Genomic DNA, 22,083 nt, shown 5'->3' with positions numbered 1-22,083 from the left:
ACCACTTCGGTCCGGGTGCCTCACATTGGGTCGAGGAAGCCAGGCGCAGGACGCGCTCACGCGCGACGGACCCTAAGCGCCTCGCGCGTCTCTTGCCGGCATGCGACGATAGAACAACTCAGTTCACTCGCAGCTTTCGGGGTGATGAGGATGAAGAAGGCAGCATTGCGGAGTGTCAGCGTTATAGCCGCAGCCACCTGCTGTTTGGCGCTCGGCGAATGGGGCGCATCAGCGAGTGAATCAGGTTCCCTGTCACAGAAATCGCAGGCTGCGCCAACGAAGTCGACGCTTCAGTGTTATGCGACGCGCAGCAGTCCGAACGCGATCGTATGCTACCGATTTTCAGCGAAAGCCGAGTTCAGGCACGGCGATATAGCCTATGTCCCCATTCTCATTCAGGTACCTGCACCCGCGCAGCCGCCGTCCGTAATAATCGTCAACAGTCTGGACGACATTCGGCCCGAGTAGCACGGTTCGGGCGAAGTGACGCTGCCCGTATTCGGCGGAGTCGGCGAGCGCGGAGGATCTCCTGCTGACGCTCCGGTGCGTACATGTCCGTTTGCCTCCGACGTCCCACCCGGTAGGCAAAAGGGCCCGGCCTCCTCGCGGAGAACCGGGCCCTTCGGGGGTGCCTGGGGCGCCTACTGGCCCATCACGTACTTGACCGTCGGGCCCGTGGTCCAGCCGCCGTCCACGGCGAGCTCGGCGCCAGTGACGTACGAGGAGTCGTCCGAGAGCAGGAACACGGTCGCCTTGGCGATCTCTTCCGCCTCGCCGACACGGCCCATCGGGGTGTTCGGGTAGCCCCCGTCGCCCTGCTGGATGCCGAGCTGGGCCGTCATCGGGGTGTAGATCATGCCGGGGTGGACCGAGTTCACGCGGATCTTCGCCGTGCCCTGCTCCACCGCGGCGAGCTTGGTCAGGCCACGCACGCCCCACTTGGAGGCGCCGTAGGAGCCGGTGAGGGCGAGGCCCATGAGGCCGGCGGCGGAGGAGATGTTGACGATGGAGCCGCCGCCGTTGTCCTTCATCGCGTTGATGGCCGTCTTCATGCCGATGAAGACGCCGGTGAGGTTGATGTCGAGGACCTTGCGGAAGTGCTCGACGGTCTCCGTCTCCAGGGGCTGGCCGGTGGAGATGCCCGCGTTGTTGACCAGGCCGTCGATCCCGCCGAACTCGGCGGTGGCGAACGCGGCGGCGGCCGTCCAGTCCTCCTCCGACGTCACGTCGTGCCGCATGAAGCGGGCGCGGTCGCCGAGCTCGGCGGCGAGGGCCTTGCCCTCGTCCTCCAGGACATCGGTGACGACGACGTTGGCACCGGCCTCAACGGCGCGGCGCGCGATCTCGGCGCCGATGCCGCGGGCTCCGCCGGTGACGAGGACGGTCTTGCCGGTGAGGTTGTTCATGGTTGCTCCAGAAGAAGTCGAGGGTGGAACAAGGGAGTTCGAGAGGTGCGGGCGTGGACGGAGGGTCAGGCGGGGGCCCACGGGAAGTCGCCCAGCGAGGCGAGGCAGCGCGCGGCGAGCGCCGCGGGCCCGAGCTCGCCGTCCGCCGGGGCGTCACTCGCGGCCCAGGTCTCCACGCCTACGCGAATGGCCGTGCAGGCGACCCCGGCGGCCATGCGCAGGGCGAGCGAGGCGGGGGCCTGAGGAGCGCCAGAGCCATCGGAATCACCGGCACCACCCGAGCCACCCAAGGCACCCGAGCCACCCGAGTCACCAGCGCCACCCGAAGCGCCCGAAGCACCCGAGTCACCCGAGTCACCAGCGCCACCCGAAGCACCCGAAGCACCCGAAGCACCCGAAGCGATCACCCCCACCCGCTCCGCAAGCACCGCGAGCAGCGTCGCCTCCGACGCGTGGCAGGCGGTGCCCCACACCGCTTGCAGAGCCGGGCTCTCCGCCGCCATGCGCAGCAGGGACCTGACCCACTCCAGGGATTCCACGTTCGCCGCGTCGTCCGCGGTGAGCGATCGGGCGACCGCGTGCCGCAGCGCCTCGGGCACGGACAGCGCGGCCGGGGCGTCGCGAACGGCCTCCGCCCACTGCTGGGCTCCCGCGGCGAAGAGCGGGGCGACCGCTTCCTCCTTGGTCGCGAAGTAGCGGTAGAAGGTGCGCGGGGCGACCCCCGCCGCGCGGGCGATGTCCTCGGCGCGGGTGGCGCGCAGGCCGTCCTCCACGAAGAGCGCCGCCGCCGTGCGGGCGATGTCGAGGCGCGTGGCGGCCTTGCGTCGTTCCGTCAGCGTCTCAGTCGTAGAGCTACCGGGCATGAAGTCATGGTATGCCTATGTGGCAGAATCTGCCACCGACCTGGCGTGCAACCAAGGGGTGGGCGAGAGCAGTGCGGCGGCGACGTTTCCTTCTTCAGGCGGCCGGGCTCACCGGCGCCGCGGCCTACGGGCTCAGCGGCTGCGGTTCCGGCTCGTCGAAGGCCTCCCTCAAGCTGATGGTGGCGAGCTACGACCAGAGCGTCGGATCCTCGATCGGCGACCAGTGGGACCAGGTCGTCAAGGCGTACAAGAAGGTGAAGCCGGACGTCACGGTCCATGTGGAGCGGATCCCGTTCGCCAAGCTGGACCGGACTCTCGCCCAGCGGGTGAAGGACGGCAAGGCGCCGGACATCGCGCAGTCCAACGTCTTCGCGACGTTCGCCGACCAGCGCAAGCTCTACCCGGTGTCCGAGCTCTTCGACATCCCCACACAGGCCGACTTCACGCAGTCGTTCACGCAGGCGGGGACGGCCCACTACGTCCAGTACGGCATCCCGTTCATGGCGAGCACGCCGCGCCTCTTCTACAACACGAAGCTGTTCGAGCGGGCGGGCGTCTCGGCGCCCACCTCGTGGGACGAACTGCACGCCGCGGCAAAGGCGTTGAGGGCGATCGGCGTGAAGACTCCGTACGGGCTCCAGCTCGGCCCCGAGGCCGCCGAGGACGAGGCCCTCGCCTGGCTGCTGGCCGGCGGCGGCACCTACGCGGGCGTCACCGGCTACGACTTCGCGACCACCAGCAACATCGAGACGCTGACCTGGCTGCGCGACCGCCTCGTCGGCGAGGGCCTGGCGGGCGCCGCGCCGCAGCTCCTCGACCGGACGGCCGCGTACGAGCAGTTCCTGCGCGGGCAGATCGGCATGATGATCGCCCACCCGGTCCTGATGGGCGCCGCCGACCAGGCGAAGGTCCCCTACGCGCACGCGGCGTTCCCGCAGCGGGACGGGGGCGCGGCGGCGCCGGTCGGGCTGAGCGACTGGCTGCTCGCGTTCAACCAGAACGGCCACAAGGCCGAGTGCGGCGAGTTCCTGACGTACCTCTACAGCCGTAAGTCGGCCAGGACGTACGGGGGCGGCCAGGCGGCGCTGCCCGTGACGGCCTCCGCGTCGGACTCCCTGCGCTCCGACTCCGCGCAGCGCCCGCTGTGGAAGTTCATCGACCAGATGCCGCGGGCGGAGTTCCAGCCGGTGAACCAGGCGTCCTGGCCCGACGTGCGGGCCGCGATCCGCGAGGACATCGGCTCGGCGGTCGTCCGGGGCGGCGATCCGCGCGAGGTGCTCCAGACCCTGGACACGACGGCGAGCCGCGCGGAGATGCGCTCGGCGAACTGAACGGCAGATGGGCGGGCCCCCGCGCCGCAGCGCGGGGGCCCGCCCACTCGAAGTCCCGCGGGAACTACACCAGTTCCGGCGCCTTCTCCACCGGTCCGGCCGCCGGGTCCGCGTCCTGCGCGCCCCCCTCGACGTGCTGCGCGGGCCGCCCCGGCAGCGCGAACATCAGCAGGAAGATCACGGCGAGCACGCCGGTGACGTACCAGAGCGAGTTGCGGAACGCGTCGATGAACGCCTGGCCGACCTCGGCCGGCACGAGGTGGTCGTCGATCGTCCCGAAGAACACCACGGCGACCAGGCCGAGCCCGAGCGCCGTACCCATCTGCTGCGTGGTGTTGATCAGCCCGGACGCCGAACCGGCGTGCTCGCGCGGCACGCCGGAGAGCACCGCGTCGGTCAGCGGGGCGACGATGAGGCCCATGCCGACGCCCATCACGACGAGCGGCAGCGCCATCTGCCAGGACATGATCCCGGTGCCGTAACGCCCGGCCTCCCAGATGTAGAGCAGCACCCCGGTCATCATCGCCAGCGCGCCGGCCTGGAGCACCTTGCGCCCGAACCTCGGCACGAGCTTCTGTACGGAGATTCCGGCCGCCGCCGACACGGCGATGGAGAACGGCACGCCGGTCAGGCCCGCGTGCAGCGCCGTCCACCCGAGGCCGACCTGCATGTACATCGTCCACACCAGGAAGAACACGCCGAGCGCGACACCGAAGACGACCTGCACGGCGATACCGGCAGCGAAGCTCTTCACCTTGAACAGCGACAGCTCGACCAGCGGCGAACCGTCGCGCCGCGTCTTGTACTTCTCGTACGCGACGAGCGCGCCGAAGACGAGGACGCTGGAGCCCATCACGACGTGGCCCCACACGGGCCAGCCCAGCTCGCGGCCACGCGTAAGCGGGTAGATCAGCATGAGCAGGCCGAGCGTGACCAGCACGACGCCGACGAGGTCGAGCTTGAGGGCGCGGGGCGCCTTGGACTCGCTGATGAACCTGCGGCCGAGGAGCAGTCCGGCGATGCCGACCGGCAGGTTGATCAGGAAGATCGGGCGCCATTCGAGACCGAACAGGTTCCACTCGGTGAGCAGCGCGCCGAGCAGTGGGCCCGAGACCGCGCCCAGGCCGACGATCATGCCGAAGAGGCCGAAGACCTTGCCGCGCTCCTCCGCAGGGAACGTGGCGTGCACGATCGACAGGACCTGCGGCACCATCATCGCGGCCATGCCGCCCTGGAGGATGCGCGAGGCGACCAGCATCTCGGGGTTCGCGGCGAAGCCGCAGAGCGCCGAGGCGAGCGTGAAGCCGGCGATCCCTATCAGGAAGAGCCGCTTGCGGCCGTAGATGTCGCCGAGCCGCCCGCCGGTGATCAGGCCCGCGGCGAACGCCAGCGCGTAGCCGGCGGTGATCCACTGGACCTGGCTCACGGTGGCGCCCGCGTCGCGCTGGATGGACGGGATCGCGATGTTGACGATCGTGACGTCGACCAGGTCCATGAAGGCGGCAGTCATCACGATGGCCAGGGCGAACCAGCGTCGCCTGTCGGGGGTGGTCACGGGTGAAGTCATACGGGGAGACTAGGAGGCATGTAGGTCAGGCTGTGTCCTATATGGCGCGCACCCTGGAATCTCCCGATAACGAATGCGCCGCGAAAGCCACGAGCGAGGGCGCCGCGAACGGGACGGACACGATAACGGGACGCGAACGAGAGGGGACGCACCATGACCACCGACACCCCGGCCCGGCTGCTTCAACTGCTCTCCCTGCTCCAGACCCCGCGCGAGTGGCCCGGCGGCGAGCTCGCCGCGCGCCTGAGCGTCTCGCGGCGCACGGTGCGCCGGGACGTCGACCGGCTGCGTGATCTCGGCTATCCCGTGCAGGCGTCGATGGGCGCGGAGGGCGGCTACCGCCTGGTCGCGGGCAAGGCGCTGCCGCCGCTGGTCCTGGACGACGAGGAGGCGGTGGCGATCGCGGTCGGTCTGCGGGCCGGGGCGGGGCACGCCGTCGAGGGCGTGGAGGAGGCGTCCGTACGGGCCCTCGCCAAGCTGGAGCAGGTGCTGCCCTCGCGCCTGCGGCACCGGGTCTCCACGCTCCAGGCCGCCACGATGCCGCTGACCGGCGGGGACGGGGCGTCCATCGCGACGGACACGCTCACGGTCCTCGCGTCGGCGACGGCGGGGCAGGAGCGGCTGAGGTTTCGCTACCGCTCGGGCGACGGCACGGAGTCACGCCGTCTGACGGAGCCGTACCGGATGGTGTCGACGGGGCGGCGCTGGTATCTGGTGGCGTACGACATAGACCGGGACGACTGGCGCACCTTCCGCGTGGACCGGGTCGCGGAGCCGTTCGCCACGGGTGCGCGGTTCGCTCCGCGGGAGCTGCCGACGGGGGACGCGGCGGAGTATCTGCGGCGCTCCATGTCGGGGCGCGGCCGACCCTCGTACGACATCGATGTGACGTTCGAAGCGCCGGCGGACTTCGTGGTGGCGCGGCTGCCCTCGGCGCTCGGCGCGCCCGAGGCGCAGCCCGACGGAACGTGCCGGCTGCGCGCGACGGCGACCGACTCGGTGGAGTGGCTGGCGCTGCGGCTCGCGCTGGTGGACTGTGAGTTCACGGTGCACGGGCCGGACCAACTGGCGGACTATCTCAGGGAGTTGAGCAGCCGTCTCGCCCGCGCTACGGACGGGCCGGTGAAAACCGGCCCGTCCGGCGCTTGAGGGCAAGGGACGCGGGGCCCGGGGGCAGCCGCCCCCGGAACCTCACGCGGCGGCATCGAACCCGGTGTCCCGGGCCAGCTTCTTGAGCTCGAGAAGCGCGTGCTTCTCGATCTGCCGGATCCGCTCGCGCGTCAGCCCGTGCTCCTTGCCGACCTCGGTGAGCGTGCGCTCACGGCCGTCGTCGATCCCGTACCGCATCTTGATGATGGACGCCGTGCGCTGGTCGAGGCGGCCGATGAGGTCGTCCAGCTCCTCGCTGCGCAGCAGCGTGAGGACGGACTGCTCGGGCGACACGGCGGACGTGTCCTCCAGAAGGTCGCCGAACTGGGTATCGCCCTCGTCGTCCACCGGCATGTTCAGCGAGACCGGGTCGCGGGCCCAGTCCAGGACGTCGACGACGCGAGCGGGCTTGGAGTCGAGCTCGGCGGCGATCTCCTCGGGCTCGGGGTCCCGCCCGTTCTTCCGGTTGAACTCGCGCTGCACGCGCCGGATGCGGCCCAGCTCCTCCACCAGGTGGACGGGGAGCCGGATCGTGCGCGACTGGTCGGCTATCGAGCGCGTGATGGCCTGCCTGATCCACCACGTCGCGTACGTGGAGAACTTGAAGCCCTTGCGGTAGTCGAACTTCTCGACCGCGCGCACCAGGCCCGCGTTCCCCTCCTGGATGAGGTCGAGGAGCGGGAGACCGCTCCTCGGGTAGCGGCGCGCGACGGCCACGACCAGGCGCAGATTGGACTTGATGAAGACGTCCTTGGCCCGCTCACCCGCGGCGACGAGCGCTTCGAGCTCCTCGCGGGACGCCTTGCCCGCGGCTTCGCTCTCCGCCTCGCCGTCGAGGATCTGCCGGGCGTACACGCCCGCCTCGATGGTCTGGGAAAGTTCGACTTCCTTGGCGGCGTCGAGCAGCGGCGTACGCGCGATCTCGTCGAGGTACATGCCGACCAGGTCGCGGTCGGCGATCTCGCCGCCTACGGCGCGAACACTGCGTGCGCCGTCGGTCTCGCCGGAGGCGGCGGACTTACGACGGGCGACGGCACGGGTTGCCATGCGTGCTCCCTTGCGATGGTGGGCGGGGGCCTGCGGTGGACAGGTCCTGTGGTCCTGTGGTGCCAGGCACACCCTCCCGGGTGCCCTGCATCCGATGGAAACAACGACTGGAATCCGGACAGAATTCCCAAGGTGCCCATCGATTTTCGTGATCATGCAGTACCCTGTGCCGCGATCGGCCGGACACAGAGAGGTCCACAAGGTGACGGATTCCACAGAAGTGCTGGTCAGGCCCGGCGTCGAAGCAGACCTCGACGCGCTCACCGACCTCTACAACCACTATGTGCGCGAGACGCCGATCACCTTCGACACGGCCGCCTTCACCCCGCAGGAGCGCCGTCCGTGGCTGCTCTCCCACCTTGAAGACGGCCGGCACCGGCTGCTGGTTGCCCAGGAGCGCGATTCCGGCCGCATCCTCGGCTACGCGACCTCGGGCCCCTTCCGCCCGAAGGCGGCGTACGACACCTCGGTGGAGGTCAGCGCCTACTGCGCGCCCGACGCGGGCGGCCGCGGCATCGGCACCCTGCTCTACAAGGCGCTCTTCGAGGCGCTCGCGGGCGAGGACGTCCACCGCGCGTACGCGGGCATCACCCAGCCGAACGAGGCCTCGGCCCGCCTGCACGCCCGCTTCGGCTTCACCTACGTGGGCACGTACCGCGAGGTCGGCCGCAAGTTCGGCCGCTACTGGGACGTGGCCTGGTACGAGCGCCCGGTCAACAGCGGCACCTGACCGAGCGGCACCTAGCCGAACTGCACCGACCGCTTGGCCAGCCCCATCCAGAACCCGTCAATGACGCTCCGCTGCCCATCCAGCCCGCCAAAGGCGTCGGCCGCCCCCATCGTCACGAACAGCGGAGCGAAGTGCTCCGTGCGCGGGTGGGCGAGCTGCCCGGCCGGGGACTTTCGGGTGAAGTCGAGCAGGGCGTCGACGTCGCCGCTCTCCAGGGCGCGGTGCCCCCAGTCGTCGAACTCGGCAGACCAGGCCGGGACCCCGCCCTGCCGCAGCGCGGCGAGGTTGTGCGTGAAGAAGCCCGAGCCGACGATCAGGACCCCCTCGTCCCGCAGCGGCGCGAGCTTGCGCCCGATGTCCATCAGCTTCTGCGGGTCGAGCGTCGGCATGGAGATCTGCAGGACCGGGATGTCGGCGCCGGGGTACATCTCGACGAGCGGGACGTATGCCCCGTGGTCGAGGCCACGTTCCGGGATGTCCTGGACCGGGATGCCGGGGCCGTGCAGCAATTTCCGTACGGAATCGGCCAGTTCGGGGGCCCCGGGGGCCTCGTACCGCACCTGGTAGTAGTGCTCGGGGAAGCCCCAGAAGTCGTAGACGAGCGGCACCGTCTCGGTGGCGCCGAGGGCGAGCGGGGCCTCCTCCCAGTGCGCGGAGACCATCAGGATGGCCCTGGGGCGCGGCAGTTCGGCCGACCACGCGGCGAGCTGGCCGGTCCACAGGTCGTCGTCGGCGAGCGGCGGCGCGCCGTGGCTGAGGTAGAGAGCGGGCATACGCATGGCGACACTCCTGGACGACGGGACCCCGGAACGAATTACTTGAAACCTCAAGCTGTACTGACAGAGTAGTGCCCAATTGTTTAATCTTCAAGAAGGAGGTACGTACAGTGGACCCCATGACGACGGCACCCACCCAAGCCCCTCGCTGGCTCACGGACGAGGAGCAGCGCACCTGGCAGGCGTATCTCCATGCGACCACGCTGCTGGAGGACCACCTCGACCGCCAGCTCCAGCGGGACGCGGGCATGCCGCACATCTACTACGGGCTGCTCGTCCAGCTCTCCGAGGCGCCGCGCCGCCGCCTGCGCATGACCGAGCTGGCCATGAACGCGAAGATCACCCGCTCCCGCCTCTCGCACGCCATCGCGCGCCTGGAGAAGAACGGCTGGGTGCGCCGCGAGGACTGCCCGTCCGACAAGCGCGGCCAGCTGGCGTGCCTCACGGACGAGGGGCACGAGGTCCTGGCGCGGACGGCGCCCGGCCATGTCACCGCCGTGCGGCAGGCGCTCTTCGACCGGCTCTCCCCGGAACAGCAGAAGTCCCTCGGCGAGATCATGAGGATCGTCGCCGAGGGACTTCAGCCGAAGGAGGCGGGGGCGGATCTCCCCTGGCTCCGGTAGTGCCCTGAATCTGCTTCGGGGCTGGTTGGGGTTAGTGCGCGATCACCGGGATCTGCACCTCGTCCTGCGCGTCCTCCGTGGAACCGGAGGCCTTCGGGGCGGCGCTGCCCGGGACACCCGTGTTGATGAGGGTGAGGGCGATCGTGGCCGCCACGGCCAGGATGCCGACGGCCCACCAGATGGCGTGGGTGTAGCCGTTCACCATGGCCTGCGCCTGGAGGAGCTTGGCGTTGGTGGCGCCGGCCGCGTGCGAGGCGACGTAGGCGGTGGTCGCCGACGCGGCGATCGTGTTCAGCAGGGCCGTGCCGATCGCGCCGCCGACCTGCTGCGAGGTGTTGACCATCGCGGAGGCGACACCGGCGTCACGCGGCTCGACACCGTGCGTGGCCAGGGACATGGCGGGCATGAACGCCGTACCCATGCCGAGGCCCAGCAGCAGCTGCGCCGGCAGGATCAGGAACGGGTACGAGGAGTCGATCTCCAGCTGCGTCAGGAGCAGCATGCCGAGCGCCGCGACCAGGAAGCCGGGGCCCATGAGCAGCCGCGGGGGGACCCGCGTCATCAGCCGGGCGCCGATCTGCGTGGAGCCCGTGATCATGCCGACGATCATCGGCAGGAACGCGAAGCCGGTGGTCACCGGCGAGTAGCCGCGGACGACCTGGAGGTAGTACGTCAGGAAGAGGAACAGGCCGAACATCGAGATGACGGCGAGACCGAGCGACATGTAGACGCCGCCGCGGTTGCGGTCGAGCAGGACGCGCAGCGGCAGCAGCGGCGAGCGGACCTTGGACTCGGTGAAGACGAACCCGAGCAGCAGCACGGCGGAGGCCACGAACAGGCCGACCGTCATGGCGTCGGACCAGCCGTTGGACTCGGCGCGCGTGAAGCCGTAGACCAGGGAGACCAGGCCGAGGGTCGACAGGACGACGCCCGGGATGTCGAGCGACGAGCGGTTACGGGAACCGGCCGGCTCACGGATGACGAAGTAGGCACCCGCGGCCGCGATGATCGCGAACGGGATGTTGACGAAGAACGTCCAGCGCCAGTCCAGGTACTCGGTGAGGAAGCCGCCGAGGATCAGGCCGACGGCGCCACCGCCACCGGCGATCGCACCGTAGATGCCGAACGCCTTGGCGCGCTCCTTGGCGTCGGTGAACATCACCGCGAGCAGGGAGAGCGCGGCGGGCGCGAGCAGCGCGCCGAACACGCCCTGGAGGGCGCGGGCGCCGAGCATCATGGCCTCGCCCTGGGCCGCACCGCCGAGCGCGGACGCGAAGGCGAAGCCGAGCAGGCCGGTGACGAAGGTCCGCTTACGGCCCCACATGTCGGCGATGCGGCCGCCGAACAGGAGCAGTCCGCCGAAGGCGAGCGCGTAGGCCGTGATGACCCACTGCTTGTTTCCGTCGGAGATGCCGAGGTCCTGCTGGGCCCACGGCAGGGCGATGTTCACGATGGTCGCGTCGAGCACGACCATCAGCTGGGCGAGCGCGATGAAGACGAGTGCCTTCCAGCGCATGGGGTCTGCCTTGGGCAGATCCATTTTTGGCAAAGGGGTAGCCACGACGGCACTCCAAGTCTCGAATAAGCGTGAAATATCGGGTGTTACGGAAGCTGCTGAAGATGTCTGTGGGCTCCGCCGGCGAGCCGACGGCGGCGGGGCGCGGGCGGATCAGGCCTGCCGGAGGTCCTCCAGAGTCGCGGGCGCACCCGGAAGCTCCGAGCGGGCCGGTGCCATCAGGCCGTCGAGGAACAGCTGCAGATGGCGGTGGACGAAGCGGTCGATGTCCAGGCAGGCGATGCCGGGCAGGGGCCTGGTGAGCTGGGAGAGGGCGACCATCAGATCTCCGACGGCGATGTCGGTGCGCAGCTGCCCGGCCGCGCGGGCCCGCTCCATGAGGCCCTCGGTGCCGGCCTCGAGCCGGTCGCGGGCGGCCAGCAGATCGGGATGGTCCTTGTCGAAGCCGGCCGTGAGCATCGGGCACAGGGCGCCGATCCGCTCGTCCGCGGCCGCGTGCACGAACGTGCGCAGCGCTCCGAAGGAGGCGTCCGGGTCGGCGTCCGCGACGGCGAGCGCCCGTTCGGCGTGTTCGGTGACGCTGTCCATGACGGAGAGGACGACGTGCCGGAGCAGGTCGGCGCGGTCCGCGAAGTGCCGGTAGACCGTGGCGTTTCCGACGCCCGCGCGGCGGGCGATCTCGTCGATCGGCACCTCGGCCCCGAACTCGACGACCATCTCGCGAGCGGCAGCGACGATCCGCTCCCGGTTGCGCAGGGCGTCGGCGCGCGGCTTGGGCACGCGCTTCCCCGTCGCGGGTGCAGTGGTGGCGGCTGCGGCACTCACGGTTCTGGCTCCTTCCGGCGGACGTTGCGGTCATTCTCCGAGGTCTGCTCGTTCCGGGGAGCAAGTCCCCGTTTCTTGCGGACACAGGGCTAAACGGGGAAGGCCTCCCCGGTTATTTCCCGCCATTCGTGTGACCTGGGCCACATTGCCGAAAACCCCACGATCGGCGCACTCAACGAGCGGCCCGGCACACCCCGTCACAGGGTGATCGAAGGACGCAGCCCGCTTCCGGGACTGCCGGGGACCGAGGGTGAGGCGATCTCATTGCGGCAGCGCATACGCAGGGCCCGGCGCAGCGCGGGGCTCGCGGGGCTCACCGCCGTGGCCCTCGCCGTCACCACGTCTGCGAGTACGGGCCGCCTCTTGGAACAGTCCCCGTCCCCGTCCGGCTCGGGCCCCGCGTCCCTCTCCCGGCCGGCCGCGCTGAACCCCTGCATGATCCAGGGCGCACTGGGCGTACAGATGTCGGAAGGCGTGCCCACACAGCCGGGTTACGCACGCTCCACGGGCACCGTCCACGCCCTGAACCTCATGGTCGACTTCTCCGACGCCCCCGGCCAGGGCACCGCGCTCGACCGCCTCGGCGAGTTCTTCCCGCAGACCAAGGACTGGTTCCGCACCGCCTCGTACGGGAAGCTCGACTACCGCCCGGAGGCGCCGATCAAGCACTGGCTGCGCATGCCGAAGACGTTCGCCGAGTACGGGATAGAACGGGGCGCCCCGTTCGACCCCGGCTACCGCGACCTGGTCGACGACATCGTGGCCAAGGCCGACCCGGACGTGGACTTCCGCGACTACGACCTGCTCAACATCCTGGTCACCCCGAACGCGGGCCCCTCCGCCCTGGACACCGTGCTGTCCGTGACGTTCGCCGGCAACCACGAGGCGCCGGTCGCCGACGGCGTCCACGTCGCCAACGCGTCGTTCGTGTACAGCCGCCAGGACGACGGCTCGGGCTCGTACGCCGAGACCGGCTACCGCGTACTGCCCCACGAGAACGGCCACACCTTCGGCCTGCCCGACCTCTACACCCAGGACGGCGGCGGCGCCGTCGGCCACTGGGACATCATGAGCGAGGACTGGGGCGCCGGCAACGACCTCCTCGGCTGGCACAAGTGGAAGCTGGGCTGGCTCGCCGACAACCAGGTCACCTGCGTGTCGGCGCACGGCACGAGCGAGCACGCCCTGTCCCCGCTCGGCCTCAAGGGCGGCCCGAAGCTCATCTTCGCACCGCTCACCGCGAAGACGGGGTTCGCGATCGAGGTCCGCACGCGCAAGGGCAACGACGAGACGGTGTGCCGGCCCGGCGTCCTCATCTACCGGGTCAACGCCGACGTCGACACCGGCCTCGGCCCGATCACCGTCGAGGACGCCACCAAGGACAGCGGCGGCTGCACCCGCAGCCCGAACGTCCACGCGGAACTCTCCGACGCCGCGTTCACCCCGGGCGAGACCTTCAAGGACCCCAAGACAGGGGTGAAGATCAAGGTCGCGGGGGCGGATCCGAAGGGCGGCTATCGGGTGCTGGTCACGCGGAAGTGACGTCGCCTATGCGGAGCCGGCCGGGGTGGTACCCGGCGCCGGGTGGACGGCCTCCCCCACCGGTCCGCGCAGCTCCCGCTTGAGGAGCTTGCCGGTCGCGTTGCGCGGGAGCGGGGCGTCCCGCAGGAGCACGTGCGCCGGCACCTTGAACGCGGCGAGCGACTTGGCGACGTGTGCCCTGACCGCGTCGGCGTCCAGCTCCGACCCGGGCCGCACCTGCACGACCGCGGCGACCTCCTCGCCGAGCACCGGGTGCGGCACACCGAGCACCGCCGCGTCCAGGACGTCCGGATGGTCGTGCAGGACGGCCTCCACCTCCACGCAGTACACGTTCTCGCCGCCCCGGATCACCATGTCCTTGATCCGGTCGACCACGCTGACCCGCCCGTCCCGCAGCGTCGCCAGATCCCCGGTCCTGAACCAGCCGCCCGGCGCGAACGCCGCGGCCGTCGCCGCCTCGTCGCGCCAGTAACCGCGGATCACCGACTGCCCGCGCAGCCACAGCTCCCCCACCTCACCGTCGGCGCCAGCCTCGCCGCCGGGCCCGGCGATCCGCACCTCCACGGCAGGCGCGGGCCTGCCCACGCTCTCCGGGTGGGCCCGGTACTCCGCGCCGAAGTTGGCGGTGACGCCGCCGAGCGTCTCGGTCAGCCCGTATCCGTTACGGGGCTCCACGCGCTCCCCGAACCGGGCGGTGAGCCGGGCCACGAGGTCGGGCGGCGCGGCGGCGCCTCCGGTGTTGAACATGGCGAGCGTCGGCATGTCGTCACCCGCGGCCTCGGCGGCGTCGAGCAGTTGCAGCGCGGTCGCCGGCACACCGCCGTAGTTGGTGATCCCGTGCTCCCCGATCGCCTGGAGCGCCTTGGCCGCGTCCCACTTGCGCAGCAGGACGAGGGTGCCGCCGGCCGCCATCGCCGCGTAGAAGCCGGTGAACGCGGCGACATGGAAGAAGGGGAAGGTGAGCAGCGCGACGGGCGTGGGCCCCTGCCCGGGAATCTGCCCGCGCCGCAAGGCCGAAACGGCCGCGAAATAGCGGGGGTTGGCGATCGCCCCGACATGCGCGCGGTGCGTGGCGACGGCGCCCTTGGGCCGCCCGGTGGTCCCGGAGGTGTAAATGATGGTGGCGTCGTCGTCGGGCTGAACGTCGACATCGGGCGGCCCGAGCGAGGGATCGGCGGCGGGCAGGTCCTCGTACCGCTCGAAGCGGTCGTCGGGGAGGTCGCCGTCATGGTGGAAGACAAGGGTCCAAGGCCGCGGCCCACCCTTCCGGGCCAGCCACGGCTCGACGCGCTCCAGCCGCTCGCCGTCGACGAGGAGCACGCCCGGCTCACAGTCGTCGAGGGCGTACGTGAACTCGTCGGCGGTCCACCAGGCATTGAGCGGAACGGCGACGAGGCCCGCCAACTGGGCGGCCCAGAAGGCGATTTGCCACTCGGGGTGGTTGCGCATGGCGACCACCGCACGGTCACCGGGCCGCAGCCCGTACACGTCGACGAACCGACGGGCGAGCGCGCAGGCCTCGGCGAAGAACTCCCCGTAGCTGAGCCGCCCACTCCCGGCGATCAGAAAGGGCGTATCCCCGAAGGCCCAGGTCGTCTCGACGAATTCACGCAGGGTCCGCGGCCCGTCGGCGTACTCGAGCTCACCGCTCTCGCTCCGCACGACGGCGAAGGGGGCACCGGGCGAGGTGAGCAGGTCGACGACGGGGTCGGCTGATTGCGGCTCCATGGACAAGGCCCCTTCCAACTGGCCGAACACGATCTACAGGCGTTCGTTCACGATCTACTGGCCTTCGTTCCCGATCTACTGGCCTTCGTTCCCGATCTACAAGCGTTACGGACGCTACGTCGCCGGTGGCGCGTGCCACAGGGGCTTCCCCAGGATTTCCCCGAGACCTCCTGCACGGACACGCCGCCGGCCCGTCTTCGCCGCCCCGCGCCGGTCCGCGGAGTGGCTGCGCGGGATGTGCGCCGGGCTGCCGCGCGGAAGCGCCCGGTCGAGTGAGGCGGTCGCGGTTGAGCGCCTTCCGACGCGCGGTGCATCGGTTTCTGCGAGATCTTGAGGAGAAGTGCGCCCCACAGGGGCGACGCATATCCAGGGTGACACCCGCACCCAGCGAGGAAGGCGGGCTGTGGTGAGTGATTTGGATACGGGCGCCGCAGGGCGGAGCCAGGGCGAGACGGCCCAGCTCTCGGCGATCGAGTTGAATGTCAACGATCAGGTGCGACGGCTTGAGGTGGATCCTCGGACCTCGCTGCTCGACGCGCTGCGCGAGCACCTGCGCCTGAGCGGGACCAAGAAGGGGTGTGATCACGGGCAGTGCGGCGCCTGCACGGTGCTGATCAACGGCCGGCGCGTCAACTCCTGTTTGACGCTCGCCGTGATGCATGAGGACGACGAGATCGTGACGATCGAAGGCCTGGGCGATCCCGATGGCCTGCACCCCATGCAACGTGCCTTCGTCGAGCGTGACGGCTTCCAATGTGGCTACTGCACTCCCGGCCAGATCTGTTCGGCTGTCGGCATGATCGCCGAGGTGGAGGCGGGCTGGCCCAGCCACGCCACCGCTGACGTGACCTCGACGCGGATCGCGTTGACCGATGAGGAGATCCGCGAGCGGATGAGCGGCAACATCTGTCGGTGCGCCGCCTATCCGAACATCGTCGCGGCCATCCGTGGCATCGCTGTGGGAGACCCGGAATGAGATCCTTCACGTACGAGCGGGCGACGGACGCACAGGCCGCCGTCGCAGCGGTGTCCAGAACCGGCGCGAAGTTCATCAGCGGCGGCACCAATCTGCTCGACCTGATGAAGCTCGACATCGAGAAGCCCAGCCACCTGGTCGACATCAGTCGGCTTCCGTTGCGGGACATCGAGGAGCTCCCGGACGGCGGACTGCGTATCGGGGCCCAGGCGGCGAATTCCGATGTGGCCGCCGACTCCCGAGTGCGTACCCGCTACCCGGTGCTGTCGGAGGCACTGGTGGCCGGAGCCTCGGGCCAGCTGCGCAACAAGGCGTCCACCGGGGGAAACCTGTTGCAGCGCACTCGCTGCCCCTACTTCTACGACACGGCTGCGGGCTGCAACAAACGGAATCCCGGTTCCGGATGCTCGGCGATCGGCGGATTCAACCGGATTCACGCGATCCTCGGCGCCGATGCCTCCTGCATCGCCACCCACCCCTCGGACATGGCCGTCGCGATGACCGCGCTGGAGGCGGAGATCGAACTGCTCGACGCCGACGGGTCGGTACGCCGCGTCGCCATCGCAGACTTCTACCGGCTGCCGGGCCACACGCCGCACATCGAGACCGTGCTGCGTCCTGGCGAGATGATCACGAGCGTGCTCCTGCCCCCGCCCCCGTCGGGCCGGCAGATCTACCGCAAGGTGCGGGACCGGGCGTCGTACGAGTTCGCGCTGGTCTCCGTGGCGGCTGTCGTCTCGACCGATCAGGGAGCGATCAGCGAGGCGCGGGTGGCTTTCGGCGGTGTGGCGCACAAGCCCTGGCGGTCCATCGAGGCGGAGGCCGCGTTGACCGGCCGTCCCGCCACGATGGCCACCTATCGCGCCGCCGCCGAGGCCGCGATGCGCGACGCCGTGGGGCAGGGGCACAACGACTTCAAGATCGAGCTGGCCAGGCGCACGCTGTGCCGCACGCTGGCGCAAGCGGCCCGGGCGAGCTGAGGAGACGAAATGATCGGGCAAGCTCTGAACCGCGTCGACGGCCCGTTGAAGGTCGCAGGCCGGGCCACCTACGCCTACGAGCAGTGGGGGGCCGGCCAACCTCTCTACGGGTTCATCGTGGGCGCGACGATCGGCAAAGGCCGCATCACCCGGATCGACACCGAGAGCGCCGAACGCGCACCCGGCGTAAAGATGGTGATGACCCATCACAATGCCCCCACGCAGGGTGTCCGTGATGAGTCCATTCCTTTCGAATACTGGCGCGCCCAGCCGGTGCTGACCGGCCCCGACATCCACTACTACGGCGAGCCGGTGGCACTCGTCGTCGCCACGACCTTCGAGCAGGCCCGAGCGGCGGCCGATCTGGTCGAAGTCGAGTACACCGGCGGGCGGGGACGTTTCAACTTCGCCGAGCAGGAAGACGAGGTGTACATCCCGAAGGTGGTGAACGCCGGTCTCCCCACCGACACCGCGGTCGGTGATTTCGATGCCGGGTTCGACAGCGCGGCGGTCAAGGTCGACCAGCAGTACACGACGCCGTACGAGCTCTCGATGCCGATGGAACCGCACGCGTGTCTGGCGGAACCGCGAGACGAGGACCTGACCGTCTATGTCAGCTGCCAGATCGTCGACGCGGCGCGGGCCTCGGTCGCCGCCACGCTTCGGATCGACCCGGAGCGGGTCCACGTCGTCACCCCCTTCGTCGGCGGGGGATTCGGCTCCAAGCTGGGCATCCATTCCGAGACGATCCTGGCCGCGCTCGCCGCTCGCGAGCTGCGCCAACCGGTCAAGGTCGCGATGACCAGGCAGCAGATCTTCCAGCTCGTCGGCAACCGCCCCACATCCAGCCAGCGGGTTCGACTGGGCGCGGAGCAGGACGGACAGCTGACCGCGATCGCCCATGACGTCACCATGCACACCAACCCCGACGTGGAGTACGCCGAGCAGACCGCCGCCACGACCCGCAGCCTCTACGCCGCGCCCCACCGGTTGACCAGCCACCGGCTGGCGCCGCTCGATCTGCCGCCCGGGACGGACGTACGCGCGCCGGGCGAGGCGCCGGGCATGCTGGCGGTCGAGTCGGCGATGGACGAGCTGGCGCATGCGCTCGGGATGGACCCCGTCGAGCTGCGGATCCTCAACGAGCCCACCGTCGATCCCGAGCGAGACGTGCCGTACAGCGACCGGCACCTGGTCGACTGCCTGCGCGAAGGCGCGCGCCGGTTCGGCTGGGAGCACCGCCCCGCCAGTCCGGCGAGCGTGCGCGACGGGCGGTGGTTGGTGGGCTACGGCATGTCGGCCGCCATCCGTGGGCACTTCCAAGGGCCGACAGCGGTGCGCGTGCGGTTGGAGGCCGACGGCACCGCCGTCGTCCAGTCGGACATGACCGACCTCGGCACGGGCACGTACACCGTCCTGACCCAGGTCGCGGCCGAGGGGCTCGGACTGCCGCCCGATCGGGTGCGGATCGAGCTCGGGCGTTCCGAGTTTCCCACCAGCTGGGGGTCCGGCGGCTCGTGGGGCGCCGCCAGCTCGAGCAATGCGGTGCATGGTGCGTGTATGGCCCTGCGCGAGCAGCTCCTGGCCGCGGCGCGCGGCGACACGAGCTCGCCGTTGCATGGCCTGGACCCGGCAGACGCCGTGTTCTCGGACGGCAACGTGGTTGTCGGCGGAGCGTCCGAGGCGCTGAGCGAGATCGTCGCGCGCAACCGTCCGGAAGGGTTCGAGGCGGAGGGCGGTACCCGCTTCATGGGCGATGATCCGAACTACACGGACTACTCGATCAACACCTACGGGGCCCATTTCGCTGAAGTGGGGGTCGACGCGGACACCGCCGAGATCCGTCTGCGGCGGATGCTCGGCGTGTTCTCGGTGGGCCGCGTGCTCAACGCGAAGACGGCTCGCTCGCAGCTGATGGGCGGCATGATCTGGGGAGCCGGCGCGGCGCTCGAAGAAGAGGCCGTGGTCGACCTGCGATCCGGCGCCTTCGTCAACCGGGACTTCGCGCAATACCTGGTGCCGGTGCACGCCGACGTCCCCGACGTCGACGCGGTCGTCCTTGACGGGTACGACGACAAGGCCAATGTCCTGGGCGCGAAGGGCGTCGGCGAGCTGGGCATCTGCGGGGCCGGTGCGTCGATCGCGAACGCGGTGTTCAACGCCACCGGCGTGCGTGTGCGCGACTTCCCCATCACCATCGAGAAGGTGCTGCCCGGTCTGCCACTGATGGATACCTGAATCCGTGACAACGGTGCCGGTTTCGCCGGCCAGTGGGCGCGAGCCGGCGAAACCGGGACCGCACCGAGCACCTGAGGCAGATCCCGCCGGACACCCACGTCGGCCGCCGCCAGCCCCACAGGAGGGTCCCTGCTGATCCACATCGGCTGCGCCCGGCTGAGCGACTCCGTCCCCCGAGCCAAGATCACCCACGCGCCCGCGGCCTGAGCCCGTACGCGCATCTCTCCGCCCTCGGATCAGGCACCACCCGCTACACTGACCGCGGTGGCTGCGCCCTCACGGGCTGCCACCACGACCTGTCGCCAAGCACGCCTGAGCAGTCCGCCCACCTCGGCAGACTTTCGGACACGTTTTCTGACAGATCCCCGCCTTCGTAGCTCAGGGGATAGAGCACCGCTCTCCTAAAGCGGGTGTCGCAGGTTCGAATCCTGCCGGGGGCACCGACAGAAGGGCCAGTTCGGAGGCTTGATCCTCTCGAACTGGCCCTTCGTCATGATCACGGTCGTGCCACACGCGTGCCAGAAGGTCCGCTGAGCCTCCGCGTCGCCCCGAATCTCGCGGATCATCGAGCCGAGCCGATCAGCGATCTCTCGGTCACGCCCGTTGACCATGTGCTGATAGATCAACGCTGCACGAGGCGTGCTGTGACCCATCCGCGTCATCAGCTCTCGCAGGCTCGCACCGGACGCGGCGTGAATGTTGCCCGTAGGGGGCGCCGTGCGCGGGTGCCGTCGTGGCTTGCGCTGAGGAGCTCCCGTCCCGTCCACCATCGACCCGGGCAAAGCCGAGCGGACGGGATGGGAGCTGGGGGTGAGTGGGGTGAGGGTGGCGCCTCAGCCGGCCCGTTCGCTCTGAGCAGGTACCAGTGCGCGGGGCGCCCGGGACGCGTCGGCCATTCCTCCGGATCCCGAGCCCCGGACGGGGCGTCGCCACAGCCGTCCCAGAGACCGGTAGAAGCGGTCAGGGAGGAACGCGGCGTCCGCGACGATCATGGCGCCGGAGAAGAGCGGCAGGCCCAGGAACACCGCGATACCCACGTGCATGCCCAACAGCATCGTCAACACGGGGTACTTGAGCCTGCCGAACAGGACGAACGGGAAAGCCACCTGCAACAGCACGGTCAGGTAGCAGGCGATGGCGAGCAGTACGTCGTGTTCGTCCGCCATGGCGGAGAGCCCAGGCCAGGGCTGGAACACGTCGAGGTTCAGGGCGTAGTGGAGAGCGGTGCCGTTGTCCCAGGCGGCGCCCTGAACCTTGTACAGGCCTGCGGATCCGTAGAGGAAGCAGACCTGTGCGGCGATGACGAGCATGCCGCAGTTGTGCAGCACGGTGATCACTGTCAGCCGCGCGTCGCGGAGGTGGCGTCGCAGCTCGCCGGATGCCTGGTCCAGCGGAAGCCGGACTGCCTTGCCGGCGGATGCTCGGAGCCGGGTCCTGCGCGCGTCGAGGGACCAGCGTCGGCCGCATGCGGTGACGACGAGGTAGAGGACCACGAGGAGGATGAGGGTGTCCCCTCCGTCCGTCAGGTAGATCGCCCTGGCGTGGAACGACGTCACTACGACCGCGAACAGCACGGACACCGCTCTGGTCCGCCAGCCCAACATGAACAGCGCGGAGGTGACGAGGGCTGCCGCGTAACAGACGTCGAAGTAGGCCCGGCTGTCGGACAGCGTGAGGATGCTGGCCCACCCGGTCTGGTCGAAGAGTTGCCTGGCCAGTGCCGGCGTCCACGGTGAGCCGGGACCCCAGATCTCGTTGCGGTGGGGAAACTCGCGTAGCAGGAAGGCGAGGTAGAGGAACCCGTAGCCGATGCGCAGAACCGCCGCAGCGTACAGGGAGATGGGCCGCTCCAGCAGGAGAGTGAGGAGCATACCGATGCGGACGGGCATTCGCTGCGGCGTGCGTGCGCTCGCCCGCTCGTCGCCGAGTCCGGGTCGCGACGGCGATGTCGCCGAAGTCGATGTCTGCTCAGCCTGCTGCATGGCGGGCCACCTTCCACCAGGGCAGGTAACGGGTGCCGGCGGGCCTTGGTGCGGCCGCGCCGGGACCGGGGCCGCCCGCTGCGGACGGCCCGGCGATGGGCAGGATGATCACCCGCAGCTGGATGGACTCGAATGCGCCGTGACGATGGGCGGCGACGCGATCCGCTGCGATGTTGCGCAGGTACTGCTGGATCATCAGAGCGCGTTGCGAGCGCGGGTGGTCGTCGCTGCCGTGCGTCTTGAGGTAGGAATTCCAGGCCCGGCGCAGCATGTTCTGCGCTGTGTGGCTCGGAAAGGGGTCGTGTTTCACTGCGGCTGTGTCGACGGCGGTCAGATCGAACCAGCCGCTGACCTGGGTGGTGCCGTTGGGGGCGGTGTGCATGGTCCTTGCCGAAATCTGCCGGTTGACCGACTCCGGGTCCGGGGCGAAGAGCTGCCAGTTCTGCTCGAACAACGGGAAGACCCAGGCGTTGACCTGCCGGCTGTACTGCCGGGAGAGCGGATTCGGTGGTGCCACCTGCAGGAATACCAGGAGCACGTGCGTCAGTGCGGTCGCCAGACACAGGACCACGGCGATGCGAACTCCGGCCTTCAGCGCGACGGGCGGCTCTGCAGGCCCTTGGAGCGCAAGGGGGCTCCCGCCCCCGTTCTGTGCAGTCGGCTCAGCCTCGGTCCGGTCCGATTCGTCTGCATCCGCTGATGCCACGCCACCCTGTACGGGCCCATCCGGCCTGTCCGTCTCGACTTCTCTCACCTGCTTCTCCTGAACTTTTACCGGCGGCGCGCGACGGAATCGTTGACGAT

General features: G+C 69.8%; 18 protein-coding genes and 1 tRNA gene. 9 read left to right on the top strand and 10 right to left on the bottom strand.

Going from position 1 to position 22,083, the window contains the following annotated elements:
- Nucleotides 1–641: 641 nt before the first annotated feature.
- Both OG698_RS26865 and OG698_RS26860 read right to left on the bottom strand, forming a co-directional pair.
- On the bottom strand, nucleotides 642–1,406 hold the full coding sequence (locus OG698_RS26865; protein ID WP_406105946.1) for a glucose 1-dehydrogenase: 765 nt from the start codon (nucleotides 1,404–1,406) through the stop codon (nucleotides 642–644).
- 65 nt (nucleotides 1,407–1,471) lie between these two features.
- Nucleotides 1,472–2,269, bottom strand: coding sequence for a TetR family transcriptional regulator (locus OG698_RS26860; RefSeq protein WP_406105944.1), 798 nt, complete (start codon nucleotides 2,267–2,269; stop codon nucleotides 1,472–1,474).
- Nucleotides 2,270–2,340: 71 nt separating this feature from the next.
- Here OG698_RS26860 and OG698_RS26855 point away from each other — a divergent pair, with 71 nt between their 5' ends.
- On the top strand, nucleotides 2,341–3,600 hold the full coding sequence (locus OG698_RS26855; protein ID WP_406105942.1) for an ABC transporter substrate-binding protein: 1,260 nt from the start codon (nucleotides 2,341–2,343) through the stop codon (nucleotides 3,598–3,600).
- Nucleotides 3,601–3,664: 64 nt separating this feature from the next.
- Here OG698_RS26855 and OG698_RS26850 read toward each other — a convergent pair whose 3' ends face one another.
- Nucleotides 3,665–5,167, bottom strand: coding sequence for an MFS transporter (locus OG698_RS26850; protein WP_406105940.1), 1,503 nt, complete (start codon nucleotides 5,165–5,167; stop codon nucleotides 3,665–3,667).
- A gap of 153 nt (nucleotides 5,168–5,320) precedes the next feature.
- Here OG698_RS26850 and OG698_RS26845 point away from each other — a divergent pair, with 153 nt between their 5' ends.
- Complete coding sequence (locus OG698_RS26845) at nucleotides 5,321–6,316, top strand: helix-turn-helix transcriptional regulator (protein ID WP_406105938.1); 996 nt, start codon at nucleotides 5,321–5,323, stop codon at nucleotides 6,314–6,316.
- A gap of 42 nt (nucleotides 6,317–6,358) precedes the next feature.
- Here the strand turns inward: OG698_RS26845 and OG698_RS26840 are convergent, their stop codons facing one another.
- Nucleotides 6,359–7,363 carry an RNA polymerase sigma factor RpoD/SigA gene (locus OG698_RS26840; RefSeq protein WP_100596094.1) on the bottom strand — a complete coding sequence of 335 codons (1,005 nt, stop codon included), beginning with the start codon at nucleotides 7,361–7,363 and terminating at the stop codon, nucleotides 6,359–6,361.
- Between the two features lie 202 nt (nucleotides 7,364–7,565).
- Between OG698_RS26840 and OG698_RS26835 the strand changes: the two genes are divergently transcribed.
- Complete coding sequence (locus tag OG698_RS26835) at nucleotides 7,566–8,093, top strand: GNAT family N-acetyltransferase (protein WP_399977499.1); 528 nt, start codon at nucleotides 7,566–7,568, stop codon at nucleotides 8,091–8,093.
- Between the two features lie 11 nt (nucleotides 8,094–8,104).
- Here OG698_RS26835 and OG698_RS26830 read toward each other — a convergent pair whose 3' ends face one another.
- The gene (locus OG698_RS26830; protein ID WP_406111298.1) at nucleotides 8,105–8,866 is read right to left on the bottom strand and encodes a dioxygenase; all 762 of its coding nucleotides are present in this window, start codon (nucleotides 8,864–8,866) and stop codon (nucleotides 8,105–8,107) included.
- A 113-nt stretch (nucleotides 8,867–8,979) separates the two neighbouring features.
- Between OG698_RS26830 and OG698_RS26825 the strand changes: the two genes are divergently transcribed.
- The gene (locus tag OG698_RS26825) at nucleotides 8,980–9,492 is read left to right on the top strand and encodes a MarR family winged helix-turn-helix transcriptional regulator (protein ID WP_399977495.1); all 513 of its coding nucleotides are present in this window, start codon (nucleotides 8,980–8,982) and stop codon (nucleotides 9,490–9,492) included.
- Nucleotides 9,493–9,523: 31 nt separating this feature from the next.
- Here the strand turns inward: OG698_RS26825 and OG698_RS26820 are convergent, their stop codons facing one another.
- Both OG698_RS26820 and OG698_RS26815 read right to left on the bottom strand, forming a co-directional pair.
- Complete coding sequence (locus OG698_RS26820; protein WP_406105937.1) at nucleotides 9,524–11,032, bottom strand: MFS transporter; 1,509 nt, start codon at nucleotides 11,030–11,032, stop codon at nucleotides 9,524–9,526.
- 129 nt (nucleotides 11,033–11,161) lie between these two features.
- A complete protein-coding gene (locus OG698_RS26815; RefSeq protein WP_384245097.1) occupies nucleotides 11,162–11,833 on the bottom strand; it encodes a TetR/AcrR family transcriptional regulator in 672 nt (223 codons plus the stop codon).
- A 264-nt stretch (nucleotides 11,834–12,097) separates the two neighbouring features.
- Between OG698_RS26815 and OG698_RS26810 the strand changes: the two genes are divergently transcribed.
- On the top strand, nucleotides 12,098–13,375 hold the full coding sequence (locus tag OG698_RS26810) for a M6 family metalloprotease domain-containing protein (RefSeq protein WP_406105936.1): 1,278 nt from the start codon (nucleotides 12,098–12,100) through the stop codon (nucleotides 13,373–13,375).
- 6 nt (nucleotides 13,376–13,381) lie between these two features.
- Here the strand turns inward: OG698_RS26810 and OG698_RS26805 are convergent, their stop codons facing one another.
- On the bottom strand, nucleotides 13,382–15,103 hold the full coding sequence (locus OG698_RS26805; protein WP_406105935.1) for a class I adenylate-forming enzyme family protein: 1,722 nt from the start codon (nucleotides 15,101–15,103) through the stop codon (nucleotides 13,382–13,384).
- 406 nt (nucleotides 15,104–15,509) lie between these two features.
- On the opposite strand from OG698_RS26805, the gene OG698_RS26800 reads away from it, so the two are divergent.
- The 4 genes from OG698_RS26800 (at nucleotide 15,510) to OG698_RS26785 (ending at nucleotide 19,737) form a co-directional block, all read left to right on the top strand.
- Nucleotides 15,510–16,079: a 2Fe-2S iron-sulfur cluster-binding protein gene (locus OG698_RS26800; protein WP_406105934.1), complete on the top strand. Its 570-nt coding sequence runs from the start codon at nucleotides 15,510–15,512 to the stop codon at nucleotides 16,077–16,079.
- Complete coding sequence (locus OG698_RS26795; protein WP_406105933.1) at nucleotides 16,076–17,059, top strand: FAD binding domain-containing protein; 984 nt, start codon at nucleotides 16,076–16,078, stop codon at nucleotides 17,057–17,059. The genes OG698_RS26800 and OG698_RS26795 overlap by 4 nt, the downstream gene beginning before the upstream one ends.
- 9 nt (nucleotides 17,060–17,068) lie before the next feature.
- Nucleotides 17,069–19,297 (top strand): molybdopterin cofactor-binding domain-containing protein, encoded by a 2,229-nt coding sequence (locus tag OG698_RS26790; protein ID WP_406105931.1) that lies wholly within the window; start codon nucleotides 17,069–17,071, stop codon nucleotides 19,295–19,297.
- Between the two features lie 367 nt (nucleotides 19,298–19,664).
- Nucleotides 19,665–19,737, top strand: a tRNA-Arg gene (locus OG698_RS26785).
- A 393-nt stretch (nucleotides 19,738–20,130) separates the two neighbouring features.
- Here OG698_RS26785 and OG698_RS26780 read toward each other — a convergent pair.
- The gene (locus OG698_RS26780; protein ID WP_406111296.1) at nucleotides 20,131–21,168 is read right to left on the bottom strand and encodes an HTTM domain-containing protein; all 1,038 of its coding nucleotides are present in this window, start codon (nucleotides 21,166–21,168) and stop codon (nucleotides 20,131–20,133) included.
- Nucleotides 21,169–21,265: 97 nt separating this feature from the next.
- On the bottom strand, nucleotides 21,266–21,817 hold the full coding sequence (locus tag OG698_RS26775; RefSeq protein ID WP_406105929.1) for a DUF5819 family protein: 552 nt from the start codon (nucleotides 21,815–21,817) through the stop codon (nucleotides 21,266–21,268).
- Nucleotides 21,818–22,083: the final 266 nt, after the last annotated feature.

It is taken from the genome of Streptomyces sp. NBC_01003, assembly GCF_045162695.1.
Lineage (GTDB): Bacteria > Actinomycetota > Actinomycetes > Streptomycetales > Streptomycetaceae > Streptomyces.
This window is presented reverse-complemented; position numbering and strand designations above follow the sequence as displayed.